Origin of the sequence: Massilia sp. (assembly GCF_032106685.1) — a bacterium.
Taxonomy (GTDB): domain Bacteria; phylum Pseudomonadota; class Gammaproteobacteria; order Burkholderiales; family Burkholderiaceae_D; genus Telluria.
Genome location: NZ_DAMCPG010000019.1, coordinates 30,725 through 56,034 on the forward strand (window position 1 = coordinate 30,725; position 25,310 = coordinate 56,034).

Here is a 25,310-nt window from a genome sequence, read left to right on the forward strand (position 1 = left end):
CTGTGCCGGCGAAGAATAGTTTTTTATATACGATTTTCGAGAATCAACCATAGACGAGGTTAGGCAGCCACAACGAGATCGCCGGCACGTAGGTCACCAGGAGCAGGAAGCCGAGCATGGTCAGCAGCCAGGGCATGACTGCCACCGTCAGCTCGGAAATGCCCATCTTGGTGATGCCCGAGGCCACGTACAGGTTCAGGCCGACGGGAGGGTGGCACATGCCCACTTCCATGTTGACCACGATCAGGATGCCGAAGTGGATCGGGTCGATCCCCAGCTGCACCGCGACCGGGAACAGGATCGGCGCCATGATCAGCACGATCGAGGACGGCTCCATCACGTTGCCCGCAAGCAAGAGCAGCACGTTCACCACCAGCAGGAAGCCGACCACGCCCAAGCCCTGGCCGGTGAGCCAGGCCGCCATTTGCTGAGGGATGTTTTCGCTGGTCATCAGGAACGAGAACAGCACGGCGTTCGTGATGATGTAGAGCAGCATCGCCGACAACGAGGCCGAGTCCAGCAGCACCCTGCCGACCTGTTCCAGGCGCAGGTCCTTGTAGACGAACACCGAGATCACGAAGGCATACACGGCGGCGATCGCGGCGGCCTCGGTCGGCGTGAACACGCCCGAATAAATGCCGCCCATGACGATCACGATCAGGAACAGGCCCCAGGCGCTCTTGCGGAAGGCATGCCAGCGTTCGCCCCAGCTGGCCTTGTCCATGCGCGGGTAGCCGCGCTTCTTGGCCAGCACCCAGGTGGTCAGGCCGAGCAGGAAAGCCAGCATCAGCCCCGGCACCACGCCGGCCATGAACAGCGCGCCGACCGAGGTGTTGGTGGTCACCGAATACATCACCATCACGATCGAGGGCGGGATCAGGATGCCGAGCGCGCCCGAGGTGGTGATCACGCCGGCGCCGAAACGCTTCGGATAGCCCTGCTTGACCATGGCCGGCAGGATGATCGAGCCGATCGCCACCACGGTCGCCGGGCTCGAACCCGACACCGCCGCGAACAGGGCGCACGCCACCACGCCGGCCAGGGCCAGGCCGCCGTGCCAGTGGCCGACCATCGAGGTGGCGAAGCGGATCATGCGCCGCGCCACGCCGCCATGGGTGAGGAAGTTACCGGCCAGGATGAAGAAGGGAATGGCCATGATCTCGAACTTCTCGATGCCGGTGAACAGCTTCAGCGCGACCGACTCGATCGGCACCGTGGTCATCGTGAACAGGAAGGTCAATACCGTCAGGCCGAGCGAGATCGAGATCGGCATCCCGGTCAGCATCAGGAGCAGCAGCAGGATGAAGATGATGGCGGCGTTCATGCGGCACCTTTCGAGATCGGCAGGTCGTCGTCGTCCAGGCCCTCGACCTGGGCCGGGTCATGGTGCGGCACTTCGCCGGTGCGGATGAAGTTCACCATCACCTGCAGGAAGCGGAAGCACATCAGATAGGAGCCGAGCGGCACCGCCAGGTAGACGATCCACATCGGCCATTCGAGGTCGGCCGAGGTCTGGTCGGTTTCCGACATGTGCCAGACGAAGTTGGCGCCCAGGGTGCCGACGATGCCGGTGAAGACGGCCCCGGCCAGCAGGCCGAAGACGATGAAGCCGGCGCGCCAGCGCGGGTTCAGGCGGTTCACCAGCACGTCGACGCCGACGTGGATGCCGGTGCGCACGCCATAGGCTGCGCCGAACTTGGCCATCCACACGAACATGTAGATGCACAGTTCCTGGGCCCAGCTGGTGTTGATCTGGATGAGGTAGTCCTGCAGCGCCGGAATCGGCAGCCCGGACAGGTAGCGATGCACCACCGCGATGAAGATGACGACGGTCGCCGCCGCCATCAGGGTCGCGATGATCCACTCTTCGAGTCGATCGAGGAATTTCATGGATGTCTTTCAGGAGGCAAGGGAGCGCGCGGCCAGCGACGTGCACGCGCACCGCAGCTGCGGTACGCGTGCGTCGTGACGTCTCTTCGGCTTGCTTGGGCGGCTTGCTGCGCCGGCTTACTTCTTCGCGGTCTCGCGGCTGATCGCCTGGATCAGGTCCTTGCCGATCCGGCCTTCCATCTGCTTGTGCACCGGCAGCAGGGCCTGGCGCCACTGCGCCTGTTCGGCCGGCGTCAGGTTGTAGATGGTGGTCTTGCCGGCCTTGCGGATGGCTTCCAGCGCCAGGTCGTTGTCGCGCTGGGCGATCGCTTTTTCGAAGGTGGTGGCGTCGCGCATGGCCTGCTCGAGCTGGGCGCGGATATCGGCCGGCAGGCCGTCCCAGAACTTCTTGTTGACGATGACGGCGTAGCCCAGGTAGCCGTGGTTCGACACCGTCAGGTGCTTCTGCACCTCGTGCATCTTCTGGGTGTACATGTTCGACGGCGGGTTCTCGGTGCCGTCCACCACGCCGGTCTGCAGGGCCTGGTAGACCTCGGAGAAGGCCAGCACCTGCGGGTTGGCGCCGAGGGCGCGCATCTGGGCGTCGAGCACTTTCGAGGACTGGATGCGCATCTTCTGGCCGCGGAAGTCGGCCGGCACGTGCAGCGGCTTGTTGGCCGACATGATCTTGAAGCCGTTATCCCAGTAGGCCAGGCCGGTGATGCCCTTCGGTTCGAGCTTCTTCAAGAGCCCCTTGCCGATCGGGCCCTCGGTCACCGCGTACAGCGCGGCCTTCGACGGGAAGATGTAAGGCAGGTCGAAGGCTTCGAATTCCTTCACGCCGAGCGGGCCGAACTTGGCCAGCGAGGGCGCCAGCATCTGCACCGCGCCCAGTTGCAGGGCTTCGAGCTCTTCCTTGTCCTTGTAGAGCTGGCTGTTCGGATACACTTCGACCTTCACGCGCCCCTTCGTCAGCTTTTCGGCCTGCTCCTTGAAGCGTTCGGCGGCCTGCCCCTTCGGGGTGTCGGTCGCCACCACGTGGCTGAACTTGATGACGATCGGCGCCTGGGCCCAGGCGGCGTTCATGGAAAGGACGACGGCAAAGGCCGCGACCAGGGTTTTGATCTGCATGATGTCTCCTTGGTGTATCGAATTATTGTATTTACCAGCACCGAACAGTCTGCTCACCATCATTTTGCCTTGCAATTGTGGATTTCCACAATAACATCGGAAACAGGAATGTTCCACGGTATCGCATGAAAAATCCTTTCCGGCTGCCGCGCCGCGCCAGCCTCTCGCGTCCCTGGCGCTGGCTGGTGCCGGTGCTGCTGGTGCTGCTGTTCCTGGCGGTGCTGATCTGGCTTCCCTGGCAGGCGCGCCAGATGGAAGCCAACGAGCGCCAGGAACAGCTGATCGCCGATACGCTCTGGGTCGAGCAGACCCTGCGCTTCGAGCTGGCGCGCAGCGAGGAGGCGCTGGCCGTCCTCGGCGCCGACCTGGTGTCCAAGCCACCCACGCCGGAGCAGCTGCAGGCGCGCTTTGTGCAGATGTTCAAGAACGGCCACGAACTGCGCCGCGTGCTCTGGCTCGGCGCCGACGGCGCCGTGCTGGCCCAGCACGGCCTGGAACTGCCGCCCGGCGGGCCGGCGCAAGTGGGCAAGGAAACCCTGGAGATGGCGCGCCTGACGCGCGCCGGCCGCTACACCGAGCCGTATGGCGCCAGCACCCATGCGCCGGGCATGATCGACTACTACCTGCCGCTGTTCAAGCGCGGCGAATACGCCGGCAGCCTGGTCGCCAGCTACAGCCTGAAGGTGCTGCTGGACGAGACCGTGCCCTGGTGGTTCGCCAAGGACAACGACCTTGCCCTGCTCGACCGCGACGACCATCCGGTCGCCGAGCGCGCCGACGGCGGCCCCGGGCGCGGCATCTACACCCACCGGCGCGCGCTCGACCTGCCGGGCAGCGCGATCGTGCTCGCCACCGACAGCGTGAAGGGCGCGCCGCGCCTGCTGCCGAATTTGCTGGTCGGTTCGGTGATCGTGCTGGCGCTCGGCCTGCTGCTCAGCCTCATGACGCTGTGGCGCCACATCTCGCGCACGCTGGCGGCGGAAGCCGCACTGCGCCAGCAGATGGCCTTTCGCACCGCGATGGAGAATTCGCTGCTGACCGGCCTGCGCGCGCGCGACCTGGAGGGGCGCGTCACCTACGTCAACAAGGCCTTCTGCCAGATGGTCGGGCTGTCGGCCGAGGAACTGGTCGGCAAGAAACCGCCGATGCCCTACTGGGCGCCGGAAGCGATGATGGAATACGAGGAACGCTTTGCCGGCGTGCTGGCCGGGACCATCACGCCGCAGTTCGAGACCGTGTTCCAGCGCTCGGACGGGGTGCGGGTACCGGTGCTGGTGTTCGAGGCGCCGCTGGTGGACAGCCGCGGCAAGCAGACCGGCTGGATGAGTTCGATCCTCGACATCACCGACCGCAAGCGGGCCGAGGAACTCAACCGCCAGCAGCAGGAAAAGCTGGAAGCGAGCGCGCGCCTGGCCACCATGGGCGAGATCTCGTCGATGCTGGCGCACGAGCTGAACCAGCCGCTGGCAGCGATTTCCAGTTACACGGCAGGCGCCCTGAACGTGCTCGAGCGCGCCGACAGCGGCGTGCCGGTCGAGCCGACCCTGCTGCGCCGCGCGCTCGAGCAGGCGCGCCAGCAGGCCCAGCGCGCCGGCCAGATCATCAAGAGCGTGCACGAGTTCGTCAAGAAGAGCGAACCGCGGCGCGAGGAAGTGGCGATCAGGAGCGTGGTCGACGGCGTGCGCGCCCTGATCGACCTGCAGGCGCGCAAGGCCTACGTGTCGCTGCAGTTCGAGCTGCCGCCCACCTTGCCCACCGTGCTGGCCGACCGCGTGATGCTCGAGCAGGTACTGCTCAACCTTACGCGCAACGGCATCGAGGCGATGGTCGACGTGCCGCCCGCGCGGCGCATCCTGCGCATCGCCGCCGCGGCCGACGCGGCCCAGGTCTCGGTCTCGGTGATCGACAACGGCCACGGCATCGCGCCCGACGTGGCCGAGCGCCTGTTCTCGCCCTTCTTCTCGACCAAGGCCGAGGGCATGGGCATGGGCCTGTCGATCTGCCGCACGGCGATCGAGTTCCACGGCGGCACCCTGACCCACGCGCCGAACCCGGCCGGCGGCACCGTGTTCACCTTCAGCCTGCCGCGCCAGGATGCGGCGGCGGCATCGCCTGAGCTAAAATAGCGCACCGAGGAGAAACCGCATGCTGCACATCGTCGACGACGAAGAAGTGATCCGTGACGCCCTCGCGTGGCTGGCACAGTCGCGCGGGCTGGCGGCGCGCGGCCATGCCGGCGGCCAGGCCTTCCTCGACAGCGTCGGCGAACCCGATCCCGGCGGCGACTGCGTGCTGCTCGACGTGCGCATGCCCGACATGAACGGCGTGGCGGTGTTCGACCAGCTGATCGGACGCGGCCTGCTGCCGCGCCTGCCCGTGATCTTCCTGACCGGCCACGGCGACGTGCCGATGGCGGTCGATTCGCTCAAGCGCGGCGCCTTCGATTTCTTCGAAAAGCCCTTCAACGACAACCAGCTGATGGACCGCGTCGACCAGGCCCTGGCCGCCTCGCGCGCCGCCGCCGCATCCGACCAGGTGCGCGCGCGCCTGGCCACGCTGTCGGCGCGCGAACGCGAAGTGCTCGACCTGATCCTGGCCGGCAAGATGAACAAGGTCGTCGCCGACGAGCTGGGCATCAGCATGCGGACCGTCGAGGTGCACCGGGCGCATATCTTCGACAAGATGCAGGTCAAGACGGCGGTGGAGTTGGCGGGGTTGTTGAAGTAATTCTTTGCGGCGTTTGTGGCGCTGTTGCGTGATCCGTTATTGGTCTTGTTAATCCGCGTGGGCACAGGTGCCCACCCTACGGGACGCGTTAACAATCAGGGTTGGCGTGCGCTCGCAACTGGCGGTGACCGTAGGGTGGGCACCTGTGCCCACGCGGATGCAGCGCACCGATAACGCCCCAGGCAACAGCCCCACGACACCAACACGCCCCTTGCGCTGGCTCAATCCGCCCCTACCTGAAAGTTATCCCCGCTCCTCGCCCCTCCCCACCAACCGCTCGCCGCAAGCCGCGCCAGCTCAGCCATGACTTTTGGTTTCAGGAGGGCGCGCACAGGACGTGCCAAAGGCCGTCCATTTCGGGGATCGCTTGTAAAATCAATTTGAACGCGTCGCCGCGCGCGCGCCGCGCGACGCCAACTTCTTTAGGGAAAGCAGATGAACGAAAAGACAGTTGCAGACAGAATGTTTTTGCGGAATGCGAAGTCGATGCAGGTGCTCAATGGCGGCGTCCACCCCACGGTGGTGTCGCAATTGCCGCAGGAGCTGATCAAGGAAGGCGATGGCCCCTTCGACGTCATCATGGCCTTTTGCATGAACCGCAAGGACCTCGAGCAATACGTGCCCGTCGCGAAAGAACGCCTGGGCGACAAGGGCTCGCTGTGGATCGCCTACCTGAAACAGACCGCCTCGAAGGCAACCGACATCAACCGCGATTCGATCAATGCCTATTTGAAGGAACAGGGCATCACGGCCGTGGCGATGATCTCCATTGACGGCGACTGGTCGGCGCTGCGGGCCAAGCGCATCGAGCTCTAACCCTACCGGAGCGTTCAAATGTGGCGTGCGAGCGCCCAGGCCACGTGCTCGCGCACCAGCTCCGACGGGTGTTCGGCACGGGCTCGCAAGGCGGCCACGATGAGCGGATCGCCAGCACGTCCTTCAGCGGCATTGCCCAGCCCCACCGCCAGGTTGCGCAGCCAGCGCTCGTGGCCGATGCGCCGGATCGGACTGCCTTCGGTCCGGCGGTTGAATTCCTCTTCTTCCCACCCGAACAATTCCACCAGGCCTGCCGCGCCGAAGCCGTTGCGCTCGTCGAAGTCGGGCAGCGCCGCGCGCTGCGCGAACTTGTTCCACGGACAGGCCAGCTGGCAATCGTCGCAGCCGTAGATGCGGTTGCCGATCAGCGGGCGCAGTTCCAGCGGGATGCTGCCCTTCAGTTCGATGGTCAAATAGGAAATGCAGCGCCGCGCATCGAGCCGTCCCGGTCCCAGGATGGCGCCGGTCGGGCACAGGTCGATGCAGTTGCTGCACTGGCCGCAGTGGCCGGTAGTCGAGGCGTCGACCGGGAGCGGCAGGTCGACCAGGATCTCGCCGATGAAAAAGGTCGAGCCTGCCTCGCGCGAGAGCAGCAGCGTATGCTTGCCGCGCCAGCCCAGGCCCGCCTTTTCCGCCAGCGGCAGCTCCATCACCGGCGCCGAATCGGTGAACACGCGGTAGCCATACTCGCCGATCTCGGTTTTCACGCGCTCGGCCAGCTGGGCCAGGCGGTTGCGCAGCACCTTGTGATAGTCGCGGCCGCGCGCGTACACCGAGACCACGGCCGCGCCGGGGTCGCGCTGGCGCGCCGCCTCGCGCGCGCGCCAGTCGCCGGCGTCCCGCGGCAGGTAATCCATGCGCGCCACGATCGCGCGCACCGTGCCCGGCACCAGCTCGGCGGGCCGGGCGCGCTTCATGCCGTGGCTTGCCATATAATCCATCTCGCCATGGTGGCCCGCCGCCAGCCAGGCGCGCAGCCCTTCCTCGGCGTGCGCGAGGTCGACGTCGGCGATGCGCACGTCGGCAAAGCCGAGCGCCGCGCCCCATGCCTTGATGGCGCGCGCTAGTTCGTTCAGGTCGGGGGAGTCGAGGGACATGGCAAAGACGACAATCGCGGCGACATCGCGCCGCCAAACATGACATTCTAATTGATGCAGCACTTCACAGCCTACCTGCCGGACGAAACGGCGACCGCCGCCTTCGGCGCCGCGCTGGCGCGCGCCCTGGCGCCCGGCCTGGTCATCTACCTGCATGGCGACCTCGGCGCCGGCAAGACCGCGCTCACGCGCGCCCTGCTGCGCGCGGCCGGCCATCAGGGCACGGTCAAGAGCCCGACTTATACCCTGTCGGAACCCTATCGCGTGCAGCTGGACGGCCAGCCGGTCAACGTCATCCACTACGACCTCTACCGCATGTCCAGCCCGGAAGAATTCCTCGACGCCGGCTTTCGCGAGGACTTCGACGGCCGCAACATTTGCATCGTCGAATGGCCGGAAAAGGGCGAACCGGTGTTGCCATTGCCCGACGTTAAAGTCTTGCTTAAGGTCAGCGGCCTCGGCCGTGAGGTAGAATTGCAGGCGTTGTCCGAATTAGGCCTGCTATGCCTCGACCGCCTCTCCTACGCTCCTCCCCCCTGACGTCCGGCGCGCGGCGCCGCACCCTGCTCAAGGCCGGCGGCACGCTGCTGTTGTCGGTCCTGTCTCCGTTGCCCGCGCGCGCGGCCCAGATCCTGGCCGTGCGCGTCTGGCCGGCCGACGACTACACCCGCGTGACGCTGGAAAACGACAGCGACCTCAAGACCGACCATTTCCTGCTGGCCGATCCGCCGCGCCTGGTGGTCGACATCGACGGCCTGGACCTGAACAACACCCTGAAAAGCCTGGTGGCGAAGGTCGAGGCGAACGATCCCTACATCAAGCAGGTGCGCGTCGGCCAGAACCGCCCGCGCGTGGTGCGCCTGGTGTTCGACCTGAAGGAAGAAATCAAGCCGCAGGTGTTTACGCTGGTGCCGGTGGGTACCTATAAACACCGCCTGATCTTCGACCTGTATCCGGTGCACGAGCCGGACCCGATCCTGGCGCTGATCGAAAAGGGCGAATGGTCGCCCGGCGACGGCACCCCGACCGCGGTCCCGGCCGAGCCGACGCCGATCCAGCCGCCCGTTCCCGATCCGGTCGCGCGCATCGAGGCGGAGATCGCCGCGATCGACGGCAGGACGCCGCCGGGTCCGGTGCAGGCGCCGCCCACGCCGGGCAAGCCGGCCGTCAAGCCGCCCGCTCCGCCCGCCAACAACGTGGTGCGCATGGTGACCATCGCGCTCGACCCCGGCCATGGCGGCGAGGACCCGGGCGCGATCGGCGCCACCGGCACCCGCGAGAAGGACATCGTGCTGGCCGTGGCCAAGCGCCTGAAGGCCAAGCTGGAAGCGCTGCCGAACACGCGCGTGATGCTCACCCGCGACGGCGACTATTTCGTCCCGCTCGGCAAGCGTGTGGAAAAGGCGCGCAAGGTGCAGGCCGACCTGTTCGTCTCGATCCACGCCGACGCCTTCACCGAACCGCGCGCGCGCGGCTCCTCGGTGTTCGTGCTGTCGGAAAAAGGCGCGACCTCGACCGCCGCGCGCTGGCTGGCGAACGACCAGAACAAGGCCGACATGATCGGCGGCGTGAACCTGGCGCGCCACGACAGGCAGCTCGCCAGCGTGCTGTTCGACCTCTCGACCACGGCCCAGATCAACGACAGCCTGAAGCTCGGCAAGGCGGTGCTGGGCGAGATCGGCGGCATCAACCGGCTGCACAAGGCCGCCGTCGAGCAGGCCGGCTTCGCCGTACTGAAGGCGCCGGACATTCCCTCGATCCTGGTCGAGACGGCCTTCATCTCGAACCCCGAGGAAGAAGCCAAGCTCAAGGACGACGGCTACCAGGAACAGCTGGCCAACGCCATCACCAAGGGCATCAAGCGTTATTTCTCGGCCAATCCGCCGATGGCGAAGAGCCGCACGACCTGAGGCCCCTACCCCCCGGCCAGCCCGCTGGCGCTGGCCGGCACGCGGTTGACCAGCTCCTCGCCGCGCTCGAAGGCCGTGATGCTGTCGATGGTCGTTTGCATGATCTGCCCGATCGCTTCGACAGTAAAAAAGGCCTGGTGACCGGTGACGATCACGTTGGGAAACGACACCAGCCGCTGGATGACGTCGTCGGCGATGATCGTGGAAGACAGGTCCTGGAAAAACAGGTTGGCTTCCTGCTCATAGACGTCGATCGCCAGGCCGCCCAGTTGCCCGGACTTCAGCGCACGAATGGCGGCGTCCGTGTCGACCAGGCCGCCCCGGCTGGTGTTGACGAGGATGCAACCGCGTTTGGCGCAGGCCAGGGTTTGCGCATTGACCAGGTGGGTGGTCTCCTTGGTCAAAGGGCAATGCAGCGACACCACGTCGCTTGAGGAAAGCAGCTCGTCGACCGACACGTAACGTCCGCCGGCCGCTTCGAACGCGGGATTGACGTAGGGATCGGCGCCGACCACGTGGCAGCCGAATCCGGCCATGATCCTGGCAAAGATCACGCCGATCTTGCCGGTGCCGATGACGCCGACCGTCTTCCCGTGCAGGTCCACGCCCATCAAGCCGTCCAGGTCGAAATTGCCGTCGCGCGTGCGGGCGCTGGCGCGGGCGATCTTGCGGTTCACGGCAAGCAGCAGTCCGACCGCGAATTCGGCGACCGAATAAGGCGAATAGTCGGTGACCCGCACCACGGCGATGCCATGCCGCTCCGCCGCGGCGGTATCGATGTGGTTATAGCCGGTGGAGCGCGTCGCCACCAGGCGCGTGCCCTGCTCGGCCAGGACGGCAAGCACCTGGGCATCGACCGCATCGTTGACGAACACGCAGACGGCCTCGCAGCCGGCGGCAAGGTTGGCGGTCTCGGTTGTCAGGCGATCGTCGAAAAAGCGCAACTGGTGACCGGCGCCGCCGTTGGCGCGCTCGAGCATTGTCTTGTCGTAGCGGCGCGCACTGAACACTGCTGTCTTCATGTTTCCCCCTCGTCTGGCCCTGGATCGATGCGGGCGGCTGCCGACCAGTGTAAAAGAAAGCATGCCTTCCGCGAGCCCGATAGCGCACGACGGTGCGCCCCGGCGCGCATGGCATACTACGCGGTCCCGAACGACCCGTTATCGACATGACGAACATGGACGCCGCCATTTCCACCACCTACGGCCAGCTCCCGGCCATCCTGCTGAGCGCGCCCGACGGCGCGCAAGCCACCATCACCCTCTACGGCGCGCACCTGATCTCCTGGCGCGGCGCCGACGGCCGCGAACGCATGTTCTGCAGCGCCCGGTCGGCGCTCGACGGCAGCCGCGCGATCCGTGGCGGCGTGCCGGTGATCTTCCCCCAGTTCGCCGAGCGCGGCAGCGGCATGCGCCACGGCTTCGCGCGCGTGAGCACCTGGCGCGTGCTGGAAAGCGGCGTCGAGGATGGCTGGGCCTTCGCCGTGTTCGGCCTCGATGCGGCCGACCTGGATCCGAAGCACGCCCAGGCCTGGCCGCACGGTTTCGAACTGGCGCTGCGGGTGGCGATCCACGCCAACGAACTGGCGATGCGCTTCGAGGTGCGCAATACGGGCGGCAGCGCCTTCCCGTTCGCGGCGGCGCTGCACACCTATCACCTGGTCGACGACATCGCGACCGTGCGTATCGACGGGGTGGAGCGCGAGGAGCTGGTCATCGCGGATAAGTTCGACCGCGTCTACGAAGGCGTCGCCCCGCCGCTGGCGCTGGTCGACGGCGGCATCGTGCTGACGCTGCGCCAGGAAGGCTTCACGGATGCGGTGGTCTGGAATCCGGGCGCGGCCGACGCCGCGGCGCTGGCCGACATGGCCGACGACGAATACCGGCGCTTCGTGTGCATCGAGCCGGCGCTGCTGGATGGGCCGACGCTGCAGCCGGGCGAGCGCTGGGTGGGCGAGTACCACGTCAGCTGAGCGCATCAATAACGTGCGCGGCGGGACGTAGGGTGGACGGGTCTTCCCGTCCACGCGTTCACACAGTGCCTGCGGTTCAGATAAGCGTTTCGAAGCGCATACGTGCGTTGAACGCGTGGACGGCGAAGCCGTCCACCCTACGGATCAATTCGATTCCTTGACCATCCGTCCCTCGCCCGCCTGCAGCGGCCGCGCATTGAGGGGGTACAGGCGCGAGAACAGCGCCATCTGCGCCGGCGAGGCCGTCATCGGCTGCTTCATCACCAGCCACAGGACGTTTTCCTGGCACGGCGGCGTGGTCTGCGAGCCCATGTAGGTGTAGTATTCGCGGCGTTCCGGCAGCAGTTCGTAGGGATCGATCTCGATGCCGGGCGCCACCGCCTGCTGCTTCTCGAGCGGGATGTGGTTCCACACGGTCTGGATCGCCTCGTTGGCCTGGCCGCGTTCGAGCAGCACGGCGACGATGGCCAGCTTGCCGTCCGGGCCGCGGTGCTCCAGGTGGACCACCATCTCGGTGCCCTTGCCGTTGATTTTCTCTTCCGACGGGCGGTGGAAGTGAAACTGCACCAGCTCGTAGCTCTGGTTGCCGATGGTGATGAAGTTGCCGGCGGCGACATTCACCTGCACGGTCTTGCCGTTGTCGATCTCGGTGAAGGGCGAGGGACGGTAGTTGAAATCGATCTCGGCCAGGTCGACCTTCATGCCGTCGCGGATGTCGATCGGCGACTGGCGCTTGCCGCTGCCGCACTGCGACCAGGCCGGATTGATCCTGCCCCAGTTCTCGGGGCCGAATTCGCCTTCGTAGTCCCAGTGATTGCTGATCTTCGGCGCCGCCGCCAGCGCCGCTTCCTTCTTGCGTTTCGCCTCGGCCGCCTTCTTCGACCGGGCCGCGGCGGCGATCCGCGCGGCCTGCTTGGCGCGCATCTCGGCCAGGCGCTCGGCGATCTTCACCGACAGCGCGACCTGCGCATCTTCCTCGCCCTGCGCGGAGATGCTCGACGCCACGCGGTCGGCGGTGGCGGCGCTCGCCCTGGCAGGCGCGGCGGCTTTGTCCGCCTGCACTTCCTTGTCGGCCGCCGCGGCGAGCGCCGCCATCGACGCCTTCTCGACCGGTTTGGCGCTGGCCGGTTTCGACAGCTCGGCCGCGAGCTTCCTGGCCGCCTCCGCGTCCGGCTTGGCGGCGGGGACAGGCGATTCGTTGGCGCTTGCGTGATGCATGACGATACTGCAAGCGAACAGGGCAATGAGCTTACGCATGGGGTTCGGGGAAGTGGCTTACCATGCTTTAACGACGCTTTCGCCCATAAACTTGAGAGAAACTTCCTCGTCAACGACAAAACGCCGGATGACTCCGGCGTTTTGTCGTTCGAACAAAGGACTTATCGGCTCAACATGCGGCGCCCGACTTTGTACAGGCCGCCCAGCATGAGCGGCACGAGCGCCACGCTGACGCCGACCAGCACGATCTCGGTCAGGTGGTTGCGCACGATCGGGATATTGCCGAAGAAGTAGCCTGCAGTAACCAGGCTGGCCACCCAGAACACGGCGCCGGTGATGTTGTAGAGCTGGAAGCGCCAGTGGGTCATGTCCGACACGCCGGCAACGAAAGGCGCGAAGGTGCGCACCACCGGGATGAAACGCGCCAGGATGATGGTCTTGCCACCATGTTTTTCGAAGAAGTCGTGGGTGCGGCGCAACGCGTCCTTGTTGAGCCAGCGGTAATCGTTGGTGAACATGCGCTGGCCGACGGCCTCGCCTATGTAGTAATTCAATGTATTACCAGTGACGGCGGCGACGATCAGGAGCGCCATCAGCAGCGGATAGCTCATTTCGCCAGTGGCGCAGAAGGCGCCGGCGATGAACAGCAAGGTGTCGCCCGGGAAGAAAAACAGGACCACGAGGCCGGTTTCGCAGAAGATGATCGCGAACAGGACGATATAGACATATACGCCATACTCAGCCAGCAGGACGCCCAACGTTTTATCGACATGGAGAATCATGTCGAAAAATTGCATCAGATCCATAATTTTCCTAAACGGTAACGACGCATCATACCACCAGTCAGCCTGCCCAAACCTTTGACCAGACTGAGCCTTTTGGGCTGTTTAAGGGTGCATTAAGGAAGCACCGATTTATTCATGGCGGCGGCCTCGGCCACGAGAAAATGCGTCCTGCTGCGTTGTAAATCCTCGCGATACCCCGGTATCGCTCCGGTTGACGCCTTGCCGGCCACATTGTTCGTGCCCGGTTCCTGCGCGCCAGAATAAATCAGTGCTTCCTTCAGTTTCCAAAACGCTTGCCGGGATGCTGAGTTTCACGTCTACAATTACCTCACATTAACAACAACCGGGAGCGGAGATGATGGCAAGGATCATGGGATGGAGGGCCGGTGTTGCGCTGGCGCTGGCGGGCAGCCTGGCGCAGGCGGCCGAACCGAAGCCGTTGCCGCCGAAACCGAGCGTCGGCGAGATCGTCAAGGCCTCGAGCGCGGCCGACTGGCGCCCCCTCGACCTGGACAACACCCTCTACATGGAGTTGCCGGGCGGGCGCGTGGTCATCGAACTGGCCCCGCCTTTCGCGCCGAACCACGTCGCCAACATCAAGGCCCTGGCGCGCGAGCATTACTTCGACGGCCTTGTCATCCTGCGCTCGCAGGACAACTTCGTGGTCCAGTGGGGCGACCCGGACGAGAAGAACCCGCGTCCCGTGAAGAACGCGAAAATGAAGCTAAAGGCCGAGTTCACCGTACCGATGAAAAACGACAAGCACTTCACGCGCCTGAAGGATGTCGATGGCTATGCGCCCCAGGTCGGGCATTCGAGCGGCTTCCCGGCCGGGCGCGACCCGAAGAAGGGCGAGACCTGGCTGGCGCACTGCTACGCGATGGTCGGCGTCGGCCGCGACAACGAGGCCGACAGCGGCGGCGGCACCGCGCTGTACGTCGTCACCGGCCAGTCGCCGCGCCACCTGGACCGCAACATCACCGTGGTCGGGCGCGTCGTGTCCGGCATGCCGCTGTTGTCGAGCATGCCGCGCGGTCCGGCGCCGATGGGTTTCTACGACAAGCCGGAGATGCGGGTGCCGATCGGGTCCTTCCGTGTCGCCGCCGACGTGCCGAAAGAAGAGCGCAGCAACTTCGAGGTAATGCGCACCGACAGCGCGACTTACCAGAAGGTGGTCGAGGCCCAGCGCAACCGCGGCGGCCCGTGGAACGTGGTGGCGGCCGGCCACGTCGACCTGTGCAATGCGCCGATTCCGGTTCGTGAAAAAGGCGGCGAGCAAAAATAAGACAGGAAGGGGGCGCCGGTGCGTTCGTCGATTTATCGACGGGTATAATCGGGGAGATGAACGCGCCCGTCCCCACCCATCGTCCCATCCAGCAACTGCCCGACCAGCTGATCTCGCAGATCGCGGCCGGCGAGGTCGTCGAACGCCCTTCCGCCGTCGTCAAGGAACTGCTGGAAAACGCGCTGGACGCCGGCGCCACCCAGATCACGGTCCGCCTCGAGGAAGGCGGCGTCAAGCGCATCGCGATCACCGACAACGGCCGCGGCATCGAGCCGGACCAGATGCCGCTGGCCCTGGCGCGCCATGCGACCTCGAAAATCGCCTCGCTGACCGACCTCGAGAACGTGTCGACCCTGGGCTTCCGGGGCGAGGCGCTGGCCTCGATCGCCTCGGTGGCGGCGGTGTCGATCACCTCGCGCACCAAGGATGCCCCGCACGCCTGGGAAATCGTCGGCTCGCACCTGGGCCAGGTCGTGCCCTCCTCCGGCCCGCTCGGCACCACGATCGACGTCCAGGACCTGTATTTCAACACGCCGGCGCGCCGCAAGTTCCTGAAATCCGAGCAGACCGAATACGGCCACTGCGCCGAGGTCGTGCGCCGCATCGCGCTGGCGCGCCCGGACGTGGCCTTCAGCCTGACCCACAACGGCCGCACCATCGACCACTGGAACGTGTGCGAGATGGCGAGACGCAGCAGCCAGATCCTGGGCAGCGATTTCGCCGAGGCGCGGCTGCAGCTCGACGAGTCGGCCGGCCCGCTGCGCCTGCACGGCTACGTCGGCCTGCCGACCGCCTCCAAGGCGCGCGCCGACGGCCAGTTCTTCTACGTGAACGGCCGTTTTGTCCGCGACAAGCTGCTGGTGCACGCGGTGCGCGCCGCCTACCAGGACGTGCTGCACGGCGACCGCTTCCCCTCGTATGTGCTGGCGCTCGAACTCGATCCGGCGCTGGTCGACGTCAACGTGCACCCATCCAAAATTGAAGTGCGCTTCCGCGACAGCCGCGCGGTGCACCAGTTCGTGTTCCACGCGGTGCAGCGCACGCTGGCGCAGACCTCGGCCACCGCCCACGGCAGCGTGCCGGCGCCGCTCACCGCCGCCGAGATCGCGCCCTCGCCTTCGCTGTCGAACTGGCGCCGCCCGCACGAGCAGACTTCGTTCGGGTCGCAGCTGTCGCCGACCTTCTCGCCTTCGCCCTATCCGCCGGGCAGCCGCTGGGATGCGCCGGCCACGCAAGGCGGCGTGGCCCAGAGCACCGCGAACTATGGCGCGCTGTTCGCCGGCGCGCCGGACCGCAGCGCACCCGGCAACGGCAGCGCTGCGGCAATGCCGGTCGCGCCGATGCCGGCAGCATCAAGCGCGCCGACCAACGACGACTTCCCGCTCGGCTTCGCGCTGGCCCAGCTGCACGGCATCTACATCCTGGCCCAGAACACGAAGGGCCTGGTGCTGGTCGACATGCACGCCGCCCACGAGCGCATCCTCTACGAGCAGCTGAAGAACGCGCTCGACGCCCAGGTCGAGGGCCAGGACATGCAGGTGCAGCAGCTCCTGATCCCGGTGACCTTCTTCGCCGACGCGATCGAGGTCGGCACCGCCGTCGAGAACCAGGAAACCCTGAAAGCGCTCGGCTTCGACATCGCCGCGATCTCGCCGACCACCCTGGCCGTGCGCGCGGTGCCGACGCTCCTGAAGAACGCCGACGCCCAGACCCTGGCGCGCGACGTGCTGCGCGACGTGCGCGAATTCGGCGGCTCGCGCGTGCTGATCGAGCGCCGCAACGAACTGCTCGGGACGCTCGCCTGCCACACGGCGGTGCGCGCGAACCGCATCCTCACCATCCCTGAAATGAACGCGCTGCTGCGCCAGATGGAAAGCACCGAGCGCGCCGACCAGTGCAACCACGGCCGTCCGACCTGGGTGCAGCTCGAGATCTCGGCCCTCGACAAACTGTTCCTCCGCGGGCAATAAGAAACATGCAACAGACATTCGATACCGCCCGGCCGCTGGCCGTGGCGATCATGGGCCCGACCGCTTCGGGCAAGACCGCGGCCGCGCTCGCCATTGCGCGCGAACGGCCGGTCGAGATCATCTCGGTCGACTCCGCCCTGGTCTACCGCGAGATGGACATCGGCACCGCGAAACCGACGCTTGAAGAACTGGCGGCCGTGCCGCACCACCTGATCGACATCATCGACCCGCTCGACGCCTATTCGGTGATGCAGTTCCGCAACGACACCCTGCGCCTGGTGGCCGAGATCGCCGCGCGCGGCAAGCTGCCGCTGCTGGTGGGCGGCACGATGATGTACTTCAAGGGCCTGACCGAGGGCCTGGACGACCTGCCGACCGCCGACGCCGCCGTGCGCGCCCGCATCGACGCCGAGGCGGCCCGCATCGGCTGGCCCGGCATGCACGCCAAGCTGCGTCTACTGGACCCGGTCACCGCCGAGCGCCTGGCGCCCGCCGACGCCCAGCGCATCAACCGCGCGCTCGAGATCATCGAACTGACCGGCAAGCCGATGTCCGAACTGCTGGCGCGCCGCGAAAAGCCCGCGCTGCCGTTCGAGCTGGTGTCGTTTGCGCTGGAAACACCGGACCGCAGCATCCTGCATCAACGGATCGCACTGCGGTTCGACCAGATGCTGGGCGACTCCGACGACGAAGGCATCGTGGCCGAAGTGGCGCGCCTGCGCGCGCGCGGCGACCTGACGCCGAACCTGCCCTCGATGCGCTGCGTCGGCTACCGCCAGAGCTGGGATTACCTGGACGGCAAGATCGACCGCGCGGCCCTGCGCGAAACCGGCATCATCGCCACGCGCCAGCTGGCCAAGCGCCAGCTGACCTGGCTGCGCTCGATGCCGGAGCGGATCGTCGTCGATTTCCTCGGCCGCGACCCGGCCGGCGAGATCCTGCGCTACCTCGATGGCTTGCCGGATTAGCACTGACAGTAAAAAAGGCGCTTGATTGCGGGCAGCAGCCTTGACAGCACAGCCGCCGCCTTGGATAATATCGTTCGCTTTGGTGATATAGCTCAGCTGGTTAGAGCACAGCACTCATAATGCTGGGGTCGGTGGTTCAAGTCCACCTATCACCACCAAAACATGTAGTACGAAAAAAGCCCGCCGTTTTGCGAGAACCGGCGGGCTTTTTGGTTTATGTTTCTGGCTCTAGTCCTGCCTGTATATCGCGTTCTCGTCGAGTTCGAACTCTCCTCGCCCGAAGGCCTCGATCACCGCTTGCGCCTGTTGCAGGTAGGTCGCCGGCACCAGGATACGTACCCCGCCCAGCGCCGGCGCCAGCAACAAATCGGTCTGCATCAAATGGGCATCGGCCAGCACGGCGGGAATGCCGGACGCTTCCAGGCAGCCCTGCATCAGCGCCGCTTCCATCGGCACGAGATAGCGCGCGACGATGAACAAATCGCGTCCCGGTATCGCCTCGATTTCCGGGTGCGCGGCGAGCCACGCGTCCAGCGCCTGTTCCATAGCTTTCTCCCGCGATTGATGGATGAGTCAATATTACTCCGTCCCCGGGTCGCATGACGCCGGATTGCGTCTTCACGACAACATGCCCGGCAGCGAGGACAGCAAATACAGCGTCACGCCGATCAGCCCGCCCACCACGGTGCCGTTGATGCGGATGAATTGCAGGTCCTTGCCGATATTCAGCTCGATCTGCTCCGACATCTCGCCGCTGTCCCAATTCTTGACCGTATCGGCAATATGCCGGGTCAGGAACACCGCGAATTCGGGCGCGGCCGCGCGCGAGGCCAGTTCCAGGTTCTCGTTCAGGGATTGGCGCAGTTGCGGGTCCTCGGCCAGCGTCTGCCCCAGCCAGGCGCCGGTCGCTTCGATTCGTCCGCGCAGCATCGACTGTTCGCTGTGCAGGTCCTGCTTGAACCAGTCGCGCAGGTCGTTCCAGAGCGAACCCAGGTAACTGTTCAGGGATTCGTCGTTGAGCAGGTAATGCTTGATCTCCTCGCTGCGCGCGGAAAATGCCGGGTCGGCTTTCAGGCGCTCGATGAATTCCTGCGTGAACACGTCGAAACGCTGGCGCAGCGGGTGCTGCGGGTCTTCGCTGACCTTGTTCAGGATGCCCGAGGCCAGGCGCACGGCGATATCGGCGCCTTTGCGGCCGATCAGGTCCGAAGGCAGCATGCGCTCGATGAAGGCGTACTCGTCGCGCAGCCAATCGACGATGCCCTGCGCAATATACGATTGCGTCTCTTCGTTGTTCAGCAGTGTCGCCAGCTGGTGGATGCCTTCGTTCAGCAATTCCTGGTGGCGTCCTCCCCGCGTCAGGCTTTCCAGGATGGTGCCGGCCGATTTCGACAGGTCGACGCTTTTCACCATCGAATGCACCGCCTTGCGCAGGAAATTCTGCACCGCCGCGTCATCGAGAAAGTCGAGCATCCAGGAAGCGAGCTTGACCAGGTATTGCCCCATGCGCCCGGTATTGGCCGGTTTCACCAGCCAGTCGGCGACCTTTTGCGCCGGGTCATGCTTGCGGATCAGGCCGACGATGGATTCGGTATCGAGGAATTTTTCGCGCACGAAGAGCGCGAGGTTCTCGGCGATCTTGACCTTGTTTTGCGGGATGATCTCGGTATGGCGCGAGACGATGGGAATCGGAATGCGCTTGAACAGCGCCACCACGGCGAACCAGTCCGCCAGGGCGCCGACCATGGCGGCCTCCGAAAAGGCTTTCAACAAGCCGGTCCACCAGTTCTGCGGCAGGAAAAAGCTGAGCACAAACAGCGCGGCCGCGCCGAAGAAAAACGACAGCGCCAGCCGCTTTGCTTGTTCGAGTTCGCGTTCTTTCGTCATCGGATCAGGTACGAGTTTCTACCCCGACAATCCTATATGACGCCGGCCTTTTCCAGCGTTTCGATTGCCGCGTTGCTCCAGCCCCAGTCGGCCAGCACGGCGGCGCTGTGCTGGCCGGGCGTGGCCGCCGCCGCGCCCGCTTCCGGGACGGTGCGCGAAAAGCGCGGCGCCGGCGCCGGCTGGGTCACGCCGTCGATCTCGACAAAGCTGCCGCGTGCATGGTTGTGCGGATGCAGCGGCGCTTCCGCCATGTCGAGCACCGGCGCGACGCAGGCGTCGGTGCCTTCAAGCAAGGAGCACCAGTCGTCGCGCGTGCGGGTGGCGAAGAGAAGCGCGAATTTTTCCTTCAGTTGCGGCCACCGCGACCGGCTCCACTGCTGCGTGAACTCCGGATCGCTCGCGCCCGTCAATTCCAGCAGCTGCGCATAGAACTGCGGCTCGATCGCGCCCACCGACAGGTATTTGCCGTCGCGGCAGGCATAGGTGTCGTAGAACGGCGCGCCGCCGTCGAGCATGTTGGCTTCGCGCTCGTCGCGCCAGGAACCGAAGGCGCGCAGGCCGTACATCATGGAGCCCAGCAGGGCCGAGCCGTCGGTCATGGCGGCGTCGACCACCTGGCCCTTGCCGGAAGTGCGCGCTTCCAGCGCCGCGCAGACCACGCCGAAGGCGAGCATCATGGCGCCGCCGCCGAAGTCGCCGACCAGGTTCAGGGGTGGGCTGGGCGGAGCATCCGCGCGGCCCATGGCGTGCAGCATGCCGGACAGGGCGATGTAGTTCAGGTCGTGGCCGGCGGCCTGCGCCAGCGGACCGGCCTGGCCCCAGCCGGTGATGCGGCCGTAGACGAGTGTCGGGTTGCGTTCCAGGCAGGCGTCGGGACCGAGGCCGAGGCGCTCCATCACGCCGGGGCGGAAGCCTTCGATCAGGATGTCGGCCTGCTCGACCAGTTGCAGGACCAGGTCCCGCGCCTGCGGATGCTTCAGGTCGAGGGCCAGGGAGCGGCGGCCGCGCGCCATGACGTCGTACTTCGTGCCGAGCATCGGGAAAGGATTGCCGGCGCCGGGTTTGGTCTTGCGGTCGATGCGGATCACCTCGGCGCCCATGTCGGCCAGCATCATGGCGGCGAAGGGACAGGGGCCGATGCCGACCATTTCGATGACTTTGATTCCTGATAGAGGGCCGGACATTGATGATTCCTCGGCTTATGCTGCGTTGTACCGCGTGGACTCGGGAGTCCACCCTACGAACTGCGAGACCCGTAGGGTGGACGGCTATACCTTGCACGAGGCGTTCCCGCGCCCCCTGCGCCGTCCACGCGTTCAGGCGCCGGATGAGACATCGCGACGTTCCCCCCGTCACAAGGAACGGGCGATGATTTCTTTCATGATCTCGTTGGCGCCGCCGTAGATGCGCTGGACGCGGGCGTCGACGTACATCTGGGCGATCGGGTATTCGAGCATGTAGCCGTAGCCGCCGAACAGCTGCACGCACTGGTCGACGACCTTGCACTGCAGGTCGGAGATCCAGTACTTCGCCATCGAGGCGCGCACGGTGTCCATGCGCCCCGCCAGCATGTCCTCGACGCAGCGGTCGATGAAGATGCGGGCGACAGTCGCCTCGGTCTTGATCTCGGCCAGCACGAAGCGGGTGTTCTGCATCTCGATCAGCGCCTGGCCGAAGGCGCGGCGCTCTTTCGCGTGTTCGACCGTCAGGCGCAGCGCGCGCTCGATGGCGGCGACGCCGGCCACGCCGATGATGGTGCGCTCGTAGGGCAGTTCCGTCATCAGCTGGGCGAAGCCCCTGCCCTCCTCGCCGCCCAGCACGTTCGCCGGCGGCACGTGGGCATCATCAAAAAACAGCTCGCAGGTGTCCTGCCCCTTCTGCCCGACCTTTTCCAGGATGCGCCCGACGCGAAAGCCCGGATTGTCGCGCGTCTCCAGCAGCATCAGCGAGATGCCCTTGGCGCCGGCGGCGGGGTCGGTCTTGGCCACGACCAGGATCAAATCGGCCAGGTAGCCGTTCGAGATGAAGGTCTTGGAGCCGTTCAGGCGGTAGCCGTCGCTGCCACGCAAGGCCGTGGTGCGGATGCCCTTCAGGTCCGAGCCGGCGCCCGGTTCCGACATGGCGATCGCCGCCACCATCTCGCCGCTGGCGAGCTTCGGCAGGTAATGGCGCTTCTGCTCCTCGGTGCCCTGGTTCAGCAGGTAGTGGGCGACGATGGCGTGCACGTGCAGGCCGAAGGCCATGTCGCCCGCATGGCCCAGCTCCTCGAATACCACCGCCATGTGGGCGAAGCTGCCGCCCGAGCCGCCGTATTCCTCGGGGATGTCGGCGGCCAGCAGGCCCATCTCGCCGGCCTTGTGCCAGAGGTCGCGGTCGACGTGCTGCTGCGCGCGCCAGCGTTCGCCGTGCGGGGCGATCTCGCTGGCGACGAAGCGGCGCACGGCGTCGCGGAAGGACTCCAGTTCCGGAGTGCTCCAGGAGGGCGTCATCGATTCCATCGGCGCCTCCTCAGGCCGCGCGGTACATCGTGACGACGCAGGCACCGCCCAGGCCCAGGTTGTGCTGCAGGGCCGTGCGCGCGCCCTCGACCTGGCGTGCGCCAGCCGTGCCGCGCAGCTGGTGGGTCAATTCGAAGCATTGCGCCAGGCCGGTCGCGCCCAGCGGGTGGCCTTTCGAGAGCAGCCCGCCGGACGGGTTGGTGACGACCTTGCCGCCATAGGTGTTGTCGCCGTCGAGGATGAATTTATCGGCGCCGCCCTCCGGGCACAGGCCCAGGGCCTCGTAGGTGATCAGTTCGTTGTGGGCGAAGCAGTCGTGCAGCTCGACGACGTCGAGCTCGTCGGGGCCGATGCCGGCCTGCTCGTAGACCTTCGCGGCGGCATCAACGCTCATGTCGTAGCCGACCAGGCGCATCATGTCGTTCGCCTCGAAGGTGCCGGGACGGTCGGTGGTCATCGCCTGGGCGGCGATGTGCACGTCGGCGCGCAGGCCGCGCCGCTTCGCGAAGTCTTCCGAAACCAGCACGGCGGCGGCCGCGCCGCAGGTCGGCGGGCAGGCCATCAGGCGCGTCATCACGCCCGGCCAGATCGCCGGCGCGTCCAGCACGTCCTGCGCCGAGACCTCCTTGCGGAACAGCGCCAGCGGGTTGTTCGCCGCGTGGCGGCTGGCCTTGGCGCGGATGCGGGCGAACGCTTCCAGGGGCGTGCCGTATTTTTCCATGTGCGCCAGGCCCGCGCCGCCGAAGTAGCGCAGCGCCAGCGGAATCTCGGGCTTGCCGACCAGGCGGTCGGTGACGGCGTCGAAGTCGTCGAACGGCGCCGGACGGTCGGTGAAGACCGAGCCGAGGGCGCCGGGGCTCATCTGCTCGAAGCCGAGCACCAGCACGCAGTCGACCGCACCGCTGGCCACCGCCTGGCGCGCCAGGAACAGGGCCGTCGAGCCGGTCGAGCAGTTGTTGTTGACGTTGACGATGGGGATGCCGGTCATGCCGACGCCGTACAGGGCCTTCTGGCCGCAGGTCGAGTCGCCGTAGACGTAGCCGGCATAGGCCTGCTCGATGTCCTCGTAGGCGAGGCCGGCGTCCTGCAGGGCGGCGCGGGCGGCATCGGCACCCATCTCGTGGTAGGGCGCGGACGCGCCGGGCTTGGCGAAAGGGATCATCCCGACGCCGGTAACGAATACCTTGCGGCTCATGTTGTCTCCTGTCTGGTTGGCGGCCGATGGCCTTTTTTGCGTTCGATTATAGACAGAGTCGGCCGCGCAGGACTGCCCGCGCCATCGAGGTTCGCCTCTATTTTTTCGACATCGTGGAAGCCCCGTCCTTTATACTGGATCGATTTACCTTCGATAAAGGGGATGTACTGCATGCACCATGAACTCAGTCTGATCACAACCATTGCCGCCGCGCTGGGCTTCGGCCTCATATTTGGCATGATCGCCATACGCCTGAAACTGCCCGCGCTGGTCGGCTATCTCGCCGCCGGTGTCCTGATCGGTCCCGCCACGCCAGGTTTCGTGGCAGACGTAGCGCTGGCATCGCAATTGGCAGAGATCGGTGTGATGTTGCTGATGTTCGGGGTGGGCCTGCATTTCTCGCTGAAGGACCTGCTCGACGTGCGCAGGATCGCCCTGCCCGGCGCGATCCTGCAGATCTCGGTGGCCACCGCGATGGGCATCGGCCTGACCCACCTGTGGGGCTGGAGCCTGGGCGCGGGGCTGGTGTTCGGCCTGGCGCTGTCGGTCGCCAGCACGGTGGTGCTGCTGCGCGCACTGGAAAGCCGCGGCGTGCTCGATTCGATGAACGGGCGCATCGCGGTCGGCTGGCTGGTGGTCGAGGACCTGGTGACCGTGCTGGTGCTGGTGCTGCTGCCGGCGCTGGCTGGCCCCCTCGGCGGCAAGGGCGCCGGCGGCGACGACTCGCTGTGGATGGCACTGGGCAAGACCCTGCTGCAGGTCAGCGCCTTCGTCGCCTTCATGCTGGTGGTCGGCCGCAAGATCTTCCCCTGGTTCCTGTGGCGCGTGGCCAAGACCAATTCGCGCGAGCTGTTCACGCTGTCCGTGATCGCCGCCGCGGTCGGCATCGCCTACGGTTCCTCGCACCTGTTCGGCGTGTCGTTCGCGCTGGGCGCCTTCTTCGCCGGCATGGTGCTGCGCGAATCGGAACTGTCGCACCGCGCCGCCGAGGAATCGCTGCCGCTGCGCGATGCGTTCTCGGTGCTGTTCTTCGTCTCGGTCGGCATGCTGTTCGACCCGATGGTGCTGGTCGAAGAGCCGCTGCACGTGCTGGCGGTGGTGGCGGTCATCATCTTCGGCAAGTCGATCGCCGCGATGGCGCTGGTGCTGGCGCTGCGCTATCCCTTGAATACCGCGATCACGGTTTCGGCCAGCCTGGCGCAGATCGGCGAGTTCTCGTTCATCCTGGCGGCGCTCGGCATTTCGCTCGGACTCATGCCGGAGGAAGGCCAGAGCCTGATCCTGGCCGGCGCGATCATCTCGATCGCCGTCAATCCGCTGCTGTTCGCGGCGATCGAGCCGCTGCAGCGCTGGCTGCGCAAGAATTCGGACCTGGTGCGCAAGCTCGAAAGCTCGCCCGACCCGCTGGCCGAGCTGCCGATGAGCGTGCCGCACGAGCGCCTGAGCGGCCAGGTGGTGCTGGTCGGCTACGGCCGCGTGGGCCGCCGCATCGCCGACGCGCTCACGGCGCAAGGCATCCACTACGTGGTCGCCGAGCAGAACCGCGAGATCGTCGATGCGCTGCGCAAGCGCGACCAGCCGGCCGTGGTCGGCAACGCCTCGGAACCGGCGGTGCTGATCCAGGCCCACATCGCGCGCGCGGCGGTGCTGGTGATCGCCACCCCCGATACCTTCCACGTGCGCACCATGATCGAGACGGCCAAGGCGCTCAACCCGGAAATTCGCTGCGTCGTGCGCACCCATAACGAGCAGGAAGCCGAACTGCTGCGCGAGGACACCGGCGGCAAGGTCTTCCTCGGCGAGCACGAGCTGGCCGGCAGCATGACGCGCTACGTGCTCGACACCCTGAAGGATGTCCAGTACGCGCACTGAGCAAGCTGCACGTCCCTCCATGCCCGCTGGCGCCCTGCGCCCAGCGGGCATTTTTCTTGGTGTTCTGGCCGGTGATACGGGTAGGAAAAATCCCATGCATGTTGCATGAG

At 66.1% G+C, this 25,310-nt stretch carries 22 protein-coding genes and 1 tRNA gene; 11 read left to right on the top strand and 12 right to left on the bottom strand.

The features are described from left to right. Positions 1-43: 43 nt before the first annotated feature. From RT688_RS12475 to RT688_RS12485, 3 genes are all read right to left on the bottom strand, one after another. On the bottom strand, positions 44-1,324 hold the full coding sequence (locus RT688_RS12475; RefSeq protein WP_313705199.1) for a TRAP transporter large permease subunit: 1,281 nt from the start codon (positions 1,322-1,324) through the stop codon (positions 44-46). Beyond that, on the bottom strand, positions 1,321-1,890 hold the full coding sequence (locus tag RT688_RS12480; RefSeq protein WP_313705200.1) for a TRAP transporter small permease: 570 nt from the start codon (positions 1,888-1,890) through the stop codon (positions 1,321-1,323). The genes RT688_RS12475 and RT688_RS12480 overlap by 4 nt, the downstream gene beginning before the upstream one ends. A 117-nt stretch (positions 1,891-2,007) precedes the next feature. Further along, positions 2,008-3,000, bottom strand: a complete 993-nt coding sequence (locus RT688_RS12485) for a TRAP transporter substrate-binding protein (RefSeq protein WP_313705201.1) — start codon at positions 2,998-3,000, stop codon at positions 2,008-2,010. A gap of 125 nt (positions 3,001-3,125) precedes the next feature. Between RT688_RS12485 and RT688_RS12490 the strand changes: the two genes are divergently transcribed. The 3 genes from RT688_RS12490 (at position 3,126) to RT688_RS12500 (ending at position 6,543) form a co-directional block, all read left to right on the top strand. Further along, complete coding sequence (locus RT688_RS12490) at positions 3,126-5,126, top strand: PAS domain S-box protein (RefSeq protein WP_313705202.1); 2,001 nt, start codon at positions 3,126-3,128, stop codon at positions 5,124-5,126. A gap of 19 nt (positions 5,127-5,145) precedes the next feature. Beyond that, complete coding sequence (locus RT688_RS12495) at positions 5,146-5,727, top strand: response regulator (protein WP_313705203.1); 582 nt, start codon at positions 5,146-5,148, stop codon at positions 5,725-5,727. Between the two features lie 462 nt (positions 5,728-6,189). After that, positions 6,190-6,543: a DUF3052 domain-containing protein gene (locus RT688_RS12500; protein WP_313705204.1), complete on the top strand. Its 354-nt coding sequence runs from the start codon at positions 6,190-6,192 to the stop codon at positions 6,541-6,543. A gap of 14 nt (positions 6,544-6,557) precedes the next feature. Here RT688_RS12500 and queG read toward each other — a convergent pair whose 3' ends face one another. Further along, a complete protein-coding gene (gene queG / locus RT688_RS12505; RefSeq protein ID WP_313705205.1) occupies positions 6,558-7,640 on the bottom strand; it encodes a tRNA epoxyqueuosine(34) reductase QueG in 1,083 nt (360 codons plus the stop codon). 54 nt (positions 7,641-7,694) lie between these two features. Between queG and tsaE the strand changes: the two genes are divergently transcribed. Next, positions 7,695-8,180, top strand: coding sequence for a tRNA (adenosine(37)-N6)-threonylcarbamoyltransferase complex ATPase subunit type 1 TsaE (gene tsaE, locus RT688_RS12510; RefSeq protein WP_313705206.1), 486 nt, complete (start codon positions 7,695-7,697; stop codon positions 8,178-8,180). Beyond that, a complete protein-coding gene (locus tag RT688_RS12515; RefSeq protein ID WP_313705207.1) occupies positions 8,144-9,550 on the top strand; it encodes an N-acetylmuramoyl-L-alanine amidase in 1,407 nt (468 codons plus the stop codon). The genes tsaE and RT688_RS12515 overlap by 37 nt, the downstream gene beginning before the upstream one ends. Before the next feature lie 5 nt (positions 9,551-9,555). Here the strand turns inward: RT688_RS12515 and RT688_RS12520 are convergent, their stop codons facing one another. Further along, positions 9,556-10,572 carry a 2-hydroxyacid dehydrogenase gene (locus RT688_RS12520; RefSeq protein WP_313705208.1) on the bottom strand — a complete coding sequence of 339 codons (1,017 nt, stop codon included), beginning with the start codon at positions 10,570-10,572 and terminating at the stop codon, positions 9,556-9,558. A 146-nt stretch (positions 10,573-10,718) separates the two neighbouring features. Here RT688_RS12520 and RT688_RS12525 point away from each other — a divergent pair, with 146 nt between their 5' ends. Continuing rightward, the gene (locus RT688_RS12525) at positions 10,719-11,522 is read left to right on the top strand and encodes a D-hexose-6-phosphate mutarotase (RefSeq protein WP_313705209.1); all 804 of its coding nucleotides are present in this window, start codon (positions 10,719-10,721) and stop codon (positions 11,520-11,522) included. Between the two features lie 144 nt (positions 11,523-11,666). On the opposite strand, the gene RT688_RS12530 is transcribed toward RT688_RS12525, so the two are convergent. Further along, a complete protein-coding gene (locus RT688_RS12530; RefSeq protein ID WP_313705210.1) occupies positions 11,667-12,779 on the bottom strand; it encodes a carbonic anhydrase family protein in 1,113 nt (370 codons plus the stop codon). Between the two features lie 122 nt (positions 12,780-12,901). Beyond that, positions 12,902-13,546: a VTT domain-containing protein gene (locus RT688_RS12535; protein ID WP_313705211.1), complete on the bottom strand. Its 645-nt coding sequence runs from the start codon at positions 13,544-13,546 to the stop codon at positions 12,902-12,904. Between the two features lie 349 nt (positions 13,547-13,895). Between RT688_RS12535 and RT688_RS12540 the strand changes: the two genes are divergently transcribed. The 4 genes from RT688_RS12540 (at position 13,896) to RT688_RS12555 (ending at position 17,906) form a co-directional block, all read left to right on the top strand. Continuing rightward, positions 13,896-14,810, top strand: a complete 915-nt coding sequence (locus RT688_RS12540) for a peptidylprolyl isomerase (RefSeq protein ID WP_313705212.1) — start codon at positions 13,896-13,898, stop codon at positions 14,808-14,810. A 56-nt stretch (positions 14,811-14,866) separates the two neighbouring features. Continuing rightward, complete coding sequence (gene mutL, locus RT688_RS12545) at positions 14,867-16,780, top strand: DNA mismatch repair endonuclease MutL (protein ID WP_313705213.1); 1,914 nt, start codon at positions 14,867-14,869, stop codon at positions 16,778-16,780. A gap of 5 nt (positions 16,781-16,785) precedes the next feature. After that, on the top strand, positions 16,786-17,748 hold the full coding sequence (gene miaA, locus RT688_RS12550; RefSeq protein WP_313705214.1) for a tRNA (adenosine(37)-N6)-dimethylallyltransferase MiaA: 963 nt from the start codon (positions 16,786-16,788) through the stop codon (positions 17,746-17,748). An 81-nt stretch (positions 17,749-17,829) separates the two neighbouring features. Then, a tRNA-Met gene (locus tag RT688_RS12555) sits at positions 17,830-17,906 on the top strand. Positions 17,907-17,976: 70 nt separating this feature from the next. Here RT688_RS12555 and RT688_RS12560 read toward each other — a convergent pair. From RT688_RS12560 to RT688_RS12580, 5 genes are all read right to left on the bottom strand, one after another. Beyond that, a complete protein-coding gene (locus RT688_RS12560; protein WP_313705215.1) occupies positions 17,977-18,294 on the bottom strand; it encodes a putative signal transducing protein in 318 nt (105 codons plus the stop codon). A gap of 72 nt (positions 18,295-18,366) precedes the next feature. Continuing rightward, positions 18,367-19,635: a DUF445 family protein gene (locus RT688_RS12565; RefSeq protein WP_313705216.1), complete on the bottom strand. Its 1,269-nt coding sequence runs from the start codon at positions 19,633-19,635 to the stop codon at positions 18,367-18,369. Between the two features lie 32 nt (positions 19,636-19,667). After that, positions 19,668-20,819, bottom strand: a complete 1,152-nt coding sequence (locus RT688_RS12570) for a CaiB/BaiF CoA-transferase family protein (protein WP_313705217.1) — start codon at positions 20,817-20,819, stop codon at positions 19,668-19,670. Between the two features lie 168 nt (positions 20,820-20,987). Continuing rightward, complete coding sequence (locus RT688_RS12575) at positions 20,988-22,133, bottom strand: acyl-CoA dehydrogenase family protein (protein WP_313705218.1); 1,146 nt, start codon at positions 22,131-22,133, stop codon at positions 20,988-20,990. A gap of 10 nt (positions 22,134-22,143) precedes the next feature. After that, complete coding sequence (locus RT688_RS12580) at positions 22,144-23,328, bottom strand: lipid-transfer protein (RefSeq protein ID WP_313705219.1); 1,185 nt, start codon at positions 23,326-23,328, stop codon at positions 22,144-22,146. A 171-nt stretch (positions 23,329-23,499) separates the two neighbouring features. On the opposite strand from RT688_RS12580, the gene ybaL reads away from it, so the two are divergent. Next, the gene (gene ybaL, locus RT688_RS12585) at positions 23,500-25,200 is read left to right on the top strand and encodes a YbaL family putative K(+) efflux transporter (protein ID WP_313705220.1); all 1,701 of its coding nucleotides are present in this window, start codon (positions 23,500-23,502) and stop codon (positions 25,198-25,200) included. Positions 25,201-25,310 lie beyond the last annotated feature (110 nt).

Bases quoted from the DNA above. Each gene is read 5' to 3' on its own strand.
- tsaE (WP_313705206.1), top strand. From the start codon at position 7,695: ATGCAGCACTTCACAGCCTACCTGCCGGACGAAACGGCGACCGCCGCC.
- RT688_RS12495 (WP_313705203.1), top strand. From the start codon at position 5,146: ATGCTGCACATCGTCGACGACGAAGAAGTGATCCGTGACGCCCTCGCG.
- RT688_RS12570 (WP_313705217.1), bottom strand. From the start codon at position 20,819: ATGTCCGGCCCTCTATCAGGAATCAAAGTCATCGAAATGGTCGGCATC.
- RT688_RS12515 (WP_313705207.1), top strand. From the start codon at position 8,144: ATGCCTCGACCGCCTCTCCTACGCTCCTCCCCCCTGACGTCCGGCGCG.
- RT688_RS12520 (WP_313705208.1), bottom strand. From the start codon at position 10,572: ATGAAGACAGCAGTGTTCAGTGCGCGCCGCTACGACAAGACAATGCTC.
- miaA (WP_313705214.1), top strand. From the start codon at position 16,786: ATGCAACAGACATTCGATACCGCCCGGCCGCTGGCCGTGGCGATCATG.
- RT688_RS12500 (WP_313705204.1), top strand. From the start codon at position 6,190: ATGTTTTTGCGGAATGCGAAGTCGATGCAGGTGCTCAATGGCGGCGTC.
- RT688_RS12565 (WP_313705216.1), bottom strand. From the start codon at position 19,635: ATGACGAAAGAACGCGAACTCGAACAAGCAAAGCGGCTGGCGCTGTCG.
- RT688_RS12560 (WP_313705215.1), bottom strand. From the start codon at position 18,294: ATGGAACAGGCGCTGGACGCGTGGCTCGCCGCGCACCCGGAAATCGAG.
- ybaL (WP_313705220.1), top strand. From the start codon at position 23,500: ATGCACCATGAACTCAGTCTGATCACAACCATTGCCGCCGCGCTGGGC.
- RT688_RS12580 (WP_313705219.1), bottom strand. From the start codon at position 23,328: ATGAGCCGCAAGGTATTCGTTACCGGCGTCGGGATGATCCCTTTCGCC.
- RT688_RS12485 (WP_313705201.1), bottom strand. From the start codon at position 3,000: ATGCAGATCAAAACCCTGGTCGCGGCCTTTGCCGTCGTCCTTTCCATG.
- RT688_RS12540 (WP_313705212.1), top strand. From the start codon at position 13,896: ATGGGATGGAGGGCCGGTGTTGCGCTGGCGCTGGCGGGCAGCCTGGCG.
- queG (WP_313705205.1), bottom strand. From the start codon at position 7,640: ATGTCCCTCGACTCCCCCGACCTGAACGAACTAGCGCGCGCCATCAAG.
- RT688_RS12530 (WP_313705210.1), bottom strand. From the start codon at position 12,779: ATGCGTAAGCTCATTGCCCTGTTCGCTTGCAGTATCGTCATGCATCAC.
- mutL (WP_313705213.1), top strand. From the start codon at position 14,867: ATGAACGCGCCCGTCCCCACCCATCGTCCCATCCAGCAACTGCCCGAC.
- RT688_RS12525 (WP_313705209.1), top strand. From the start codon at position 10,719: ATGACGAACATGGACGCCGCCATTTCCACCACCTACGGCCAGCTCCCG.
- RT688_RS12475 (WP_313705199.1), bottom strand. From the start codon at position 1,324: ATGAACGCCGCCATCATCTTCATCCTGCTGCTGCTCCTGATGCTGACC.
- RT688_RS12535 (WP_313705211.1), bottom strand. From the start codon at position 13,546: ATGGATCTGATGCAATTTTTCGACATGATTCTCCATGTCGATAAAACG.
- RT688_RS12575 (WP_313705218.1), bottom strand. From the start codon at position 22,133: ATGGAATCGATGACGCCCTCCTGGAGCACTCCGGAACTGGAGTCCTTC.
- RT688_RS12490 (WP_313705202.1), top strand. From the start codon at position 3,126: ATGAAAAATCCTTTCCGGCTGCCGCGCCGCGCCAGCCTCTCGCGTCCC.
- RT688_RS12480 (WP_313705200.1), bottom strand. From the start codon at position 1,890: ATGAAATTCCTCGATCGACTCGAAGAGTGGATCATCGCGACCCTGATG.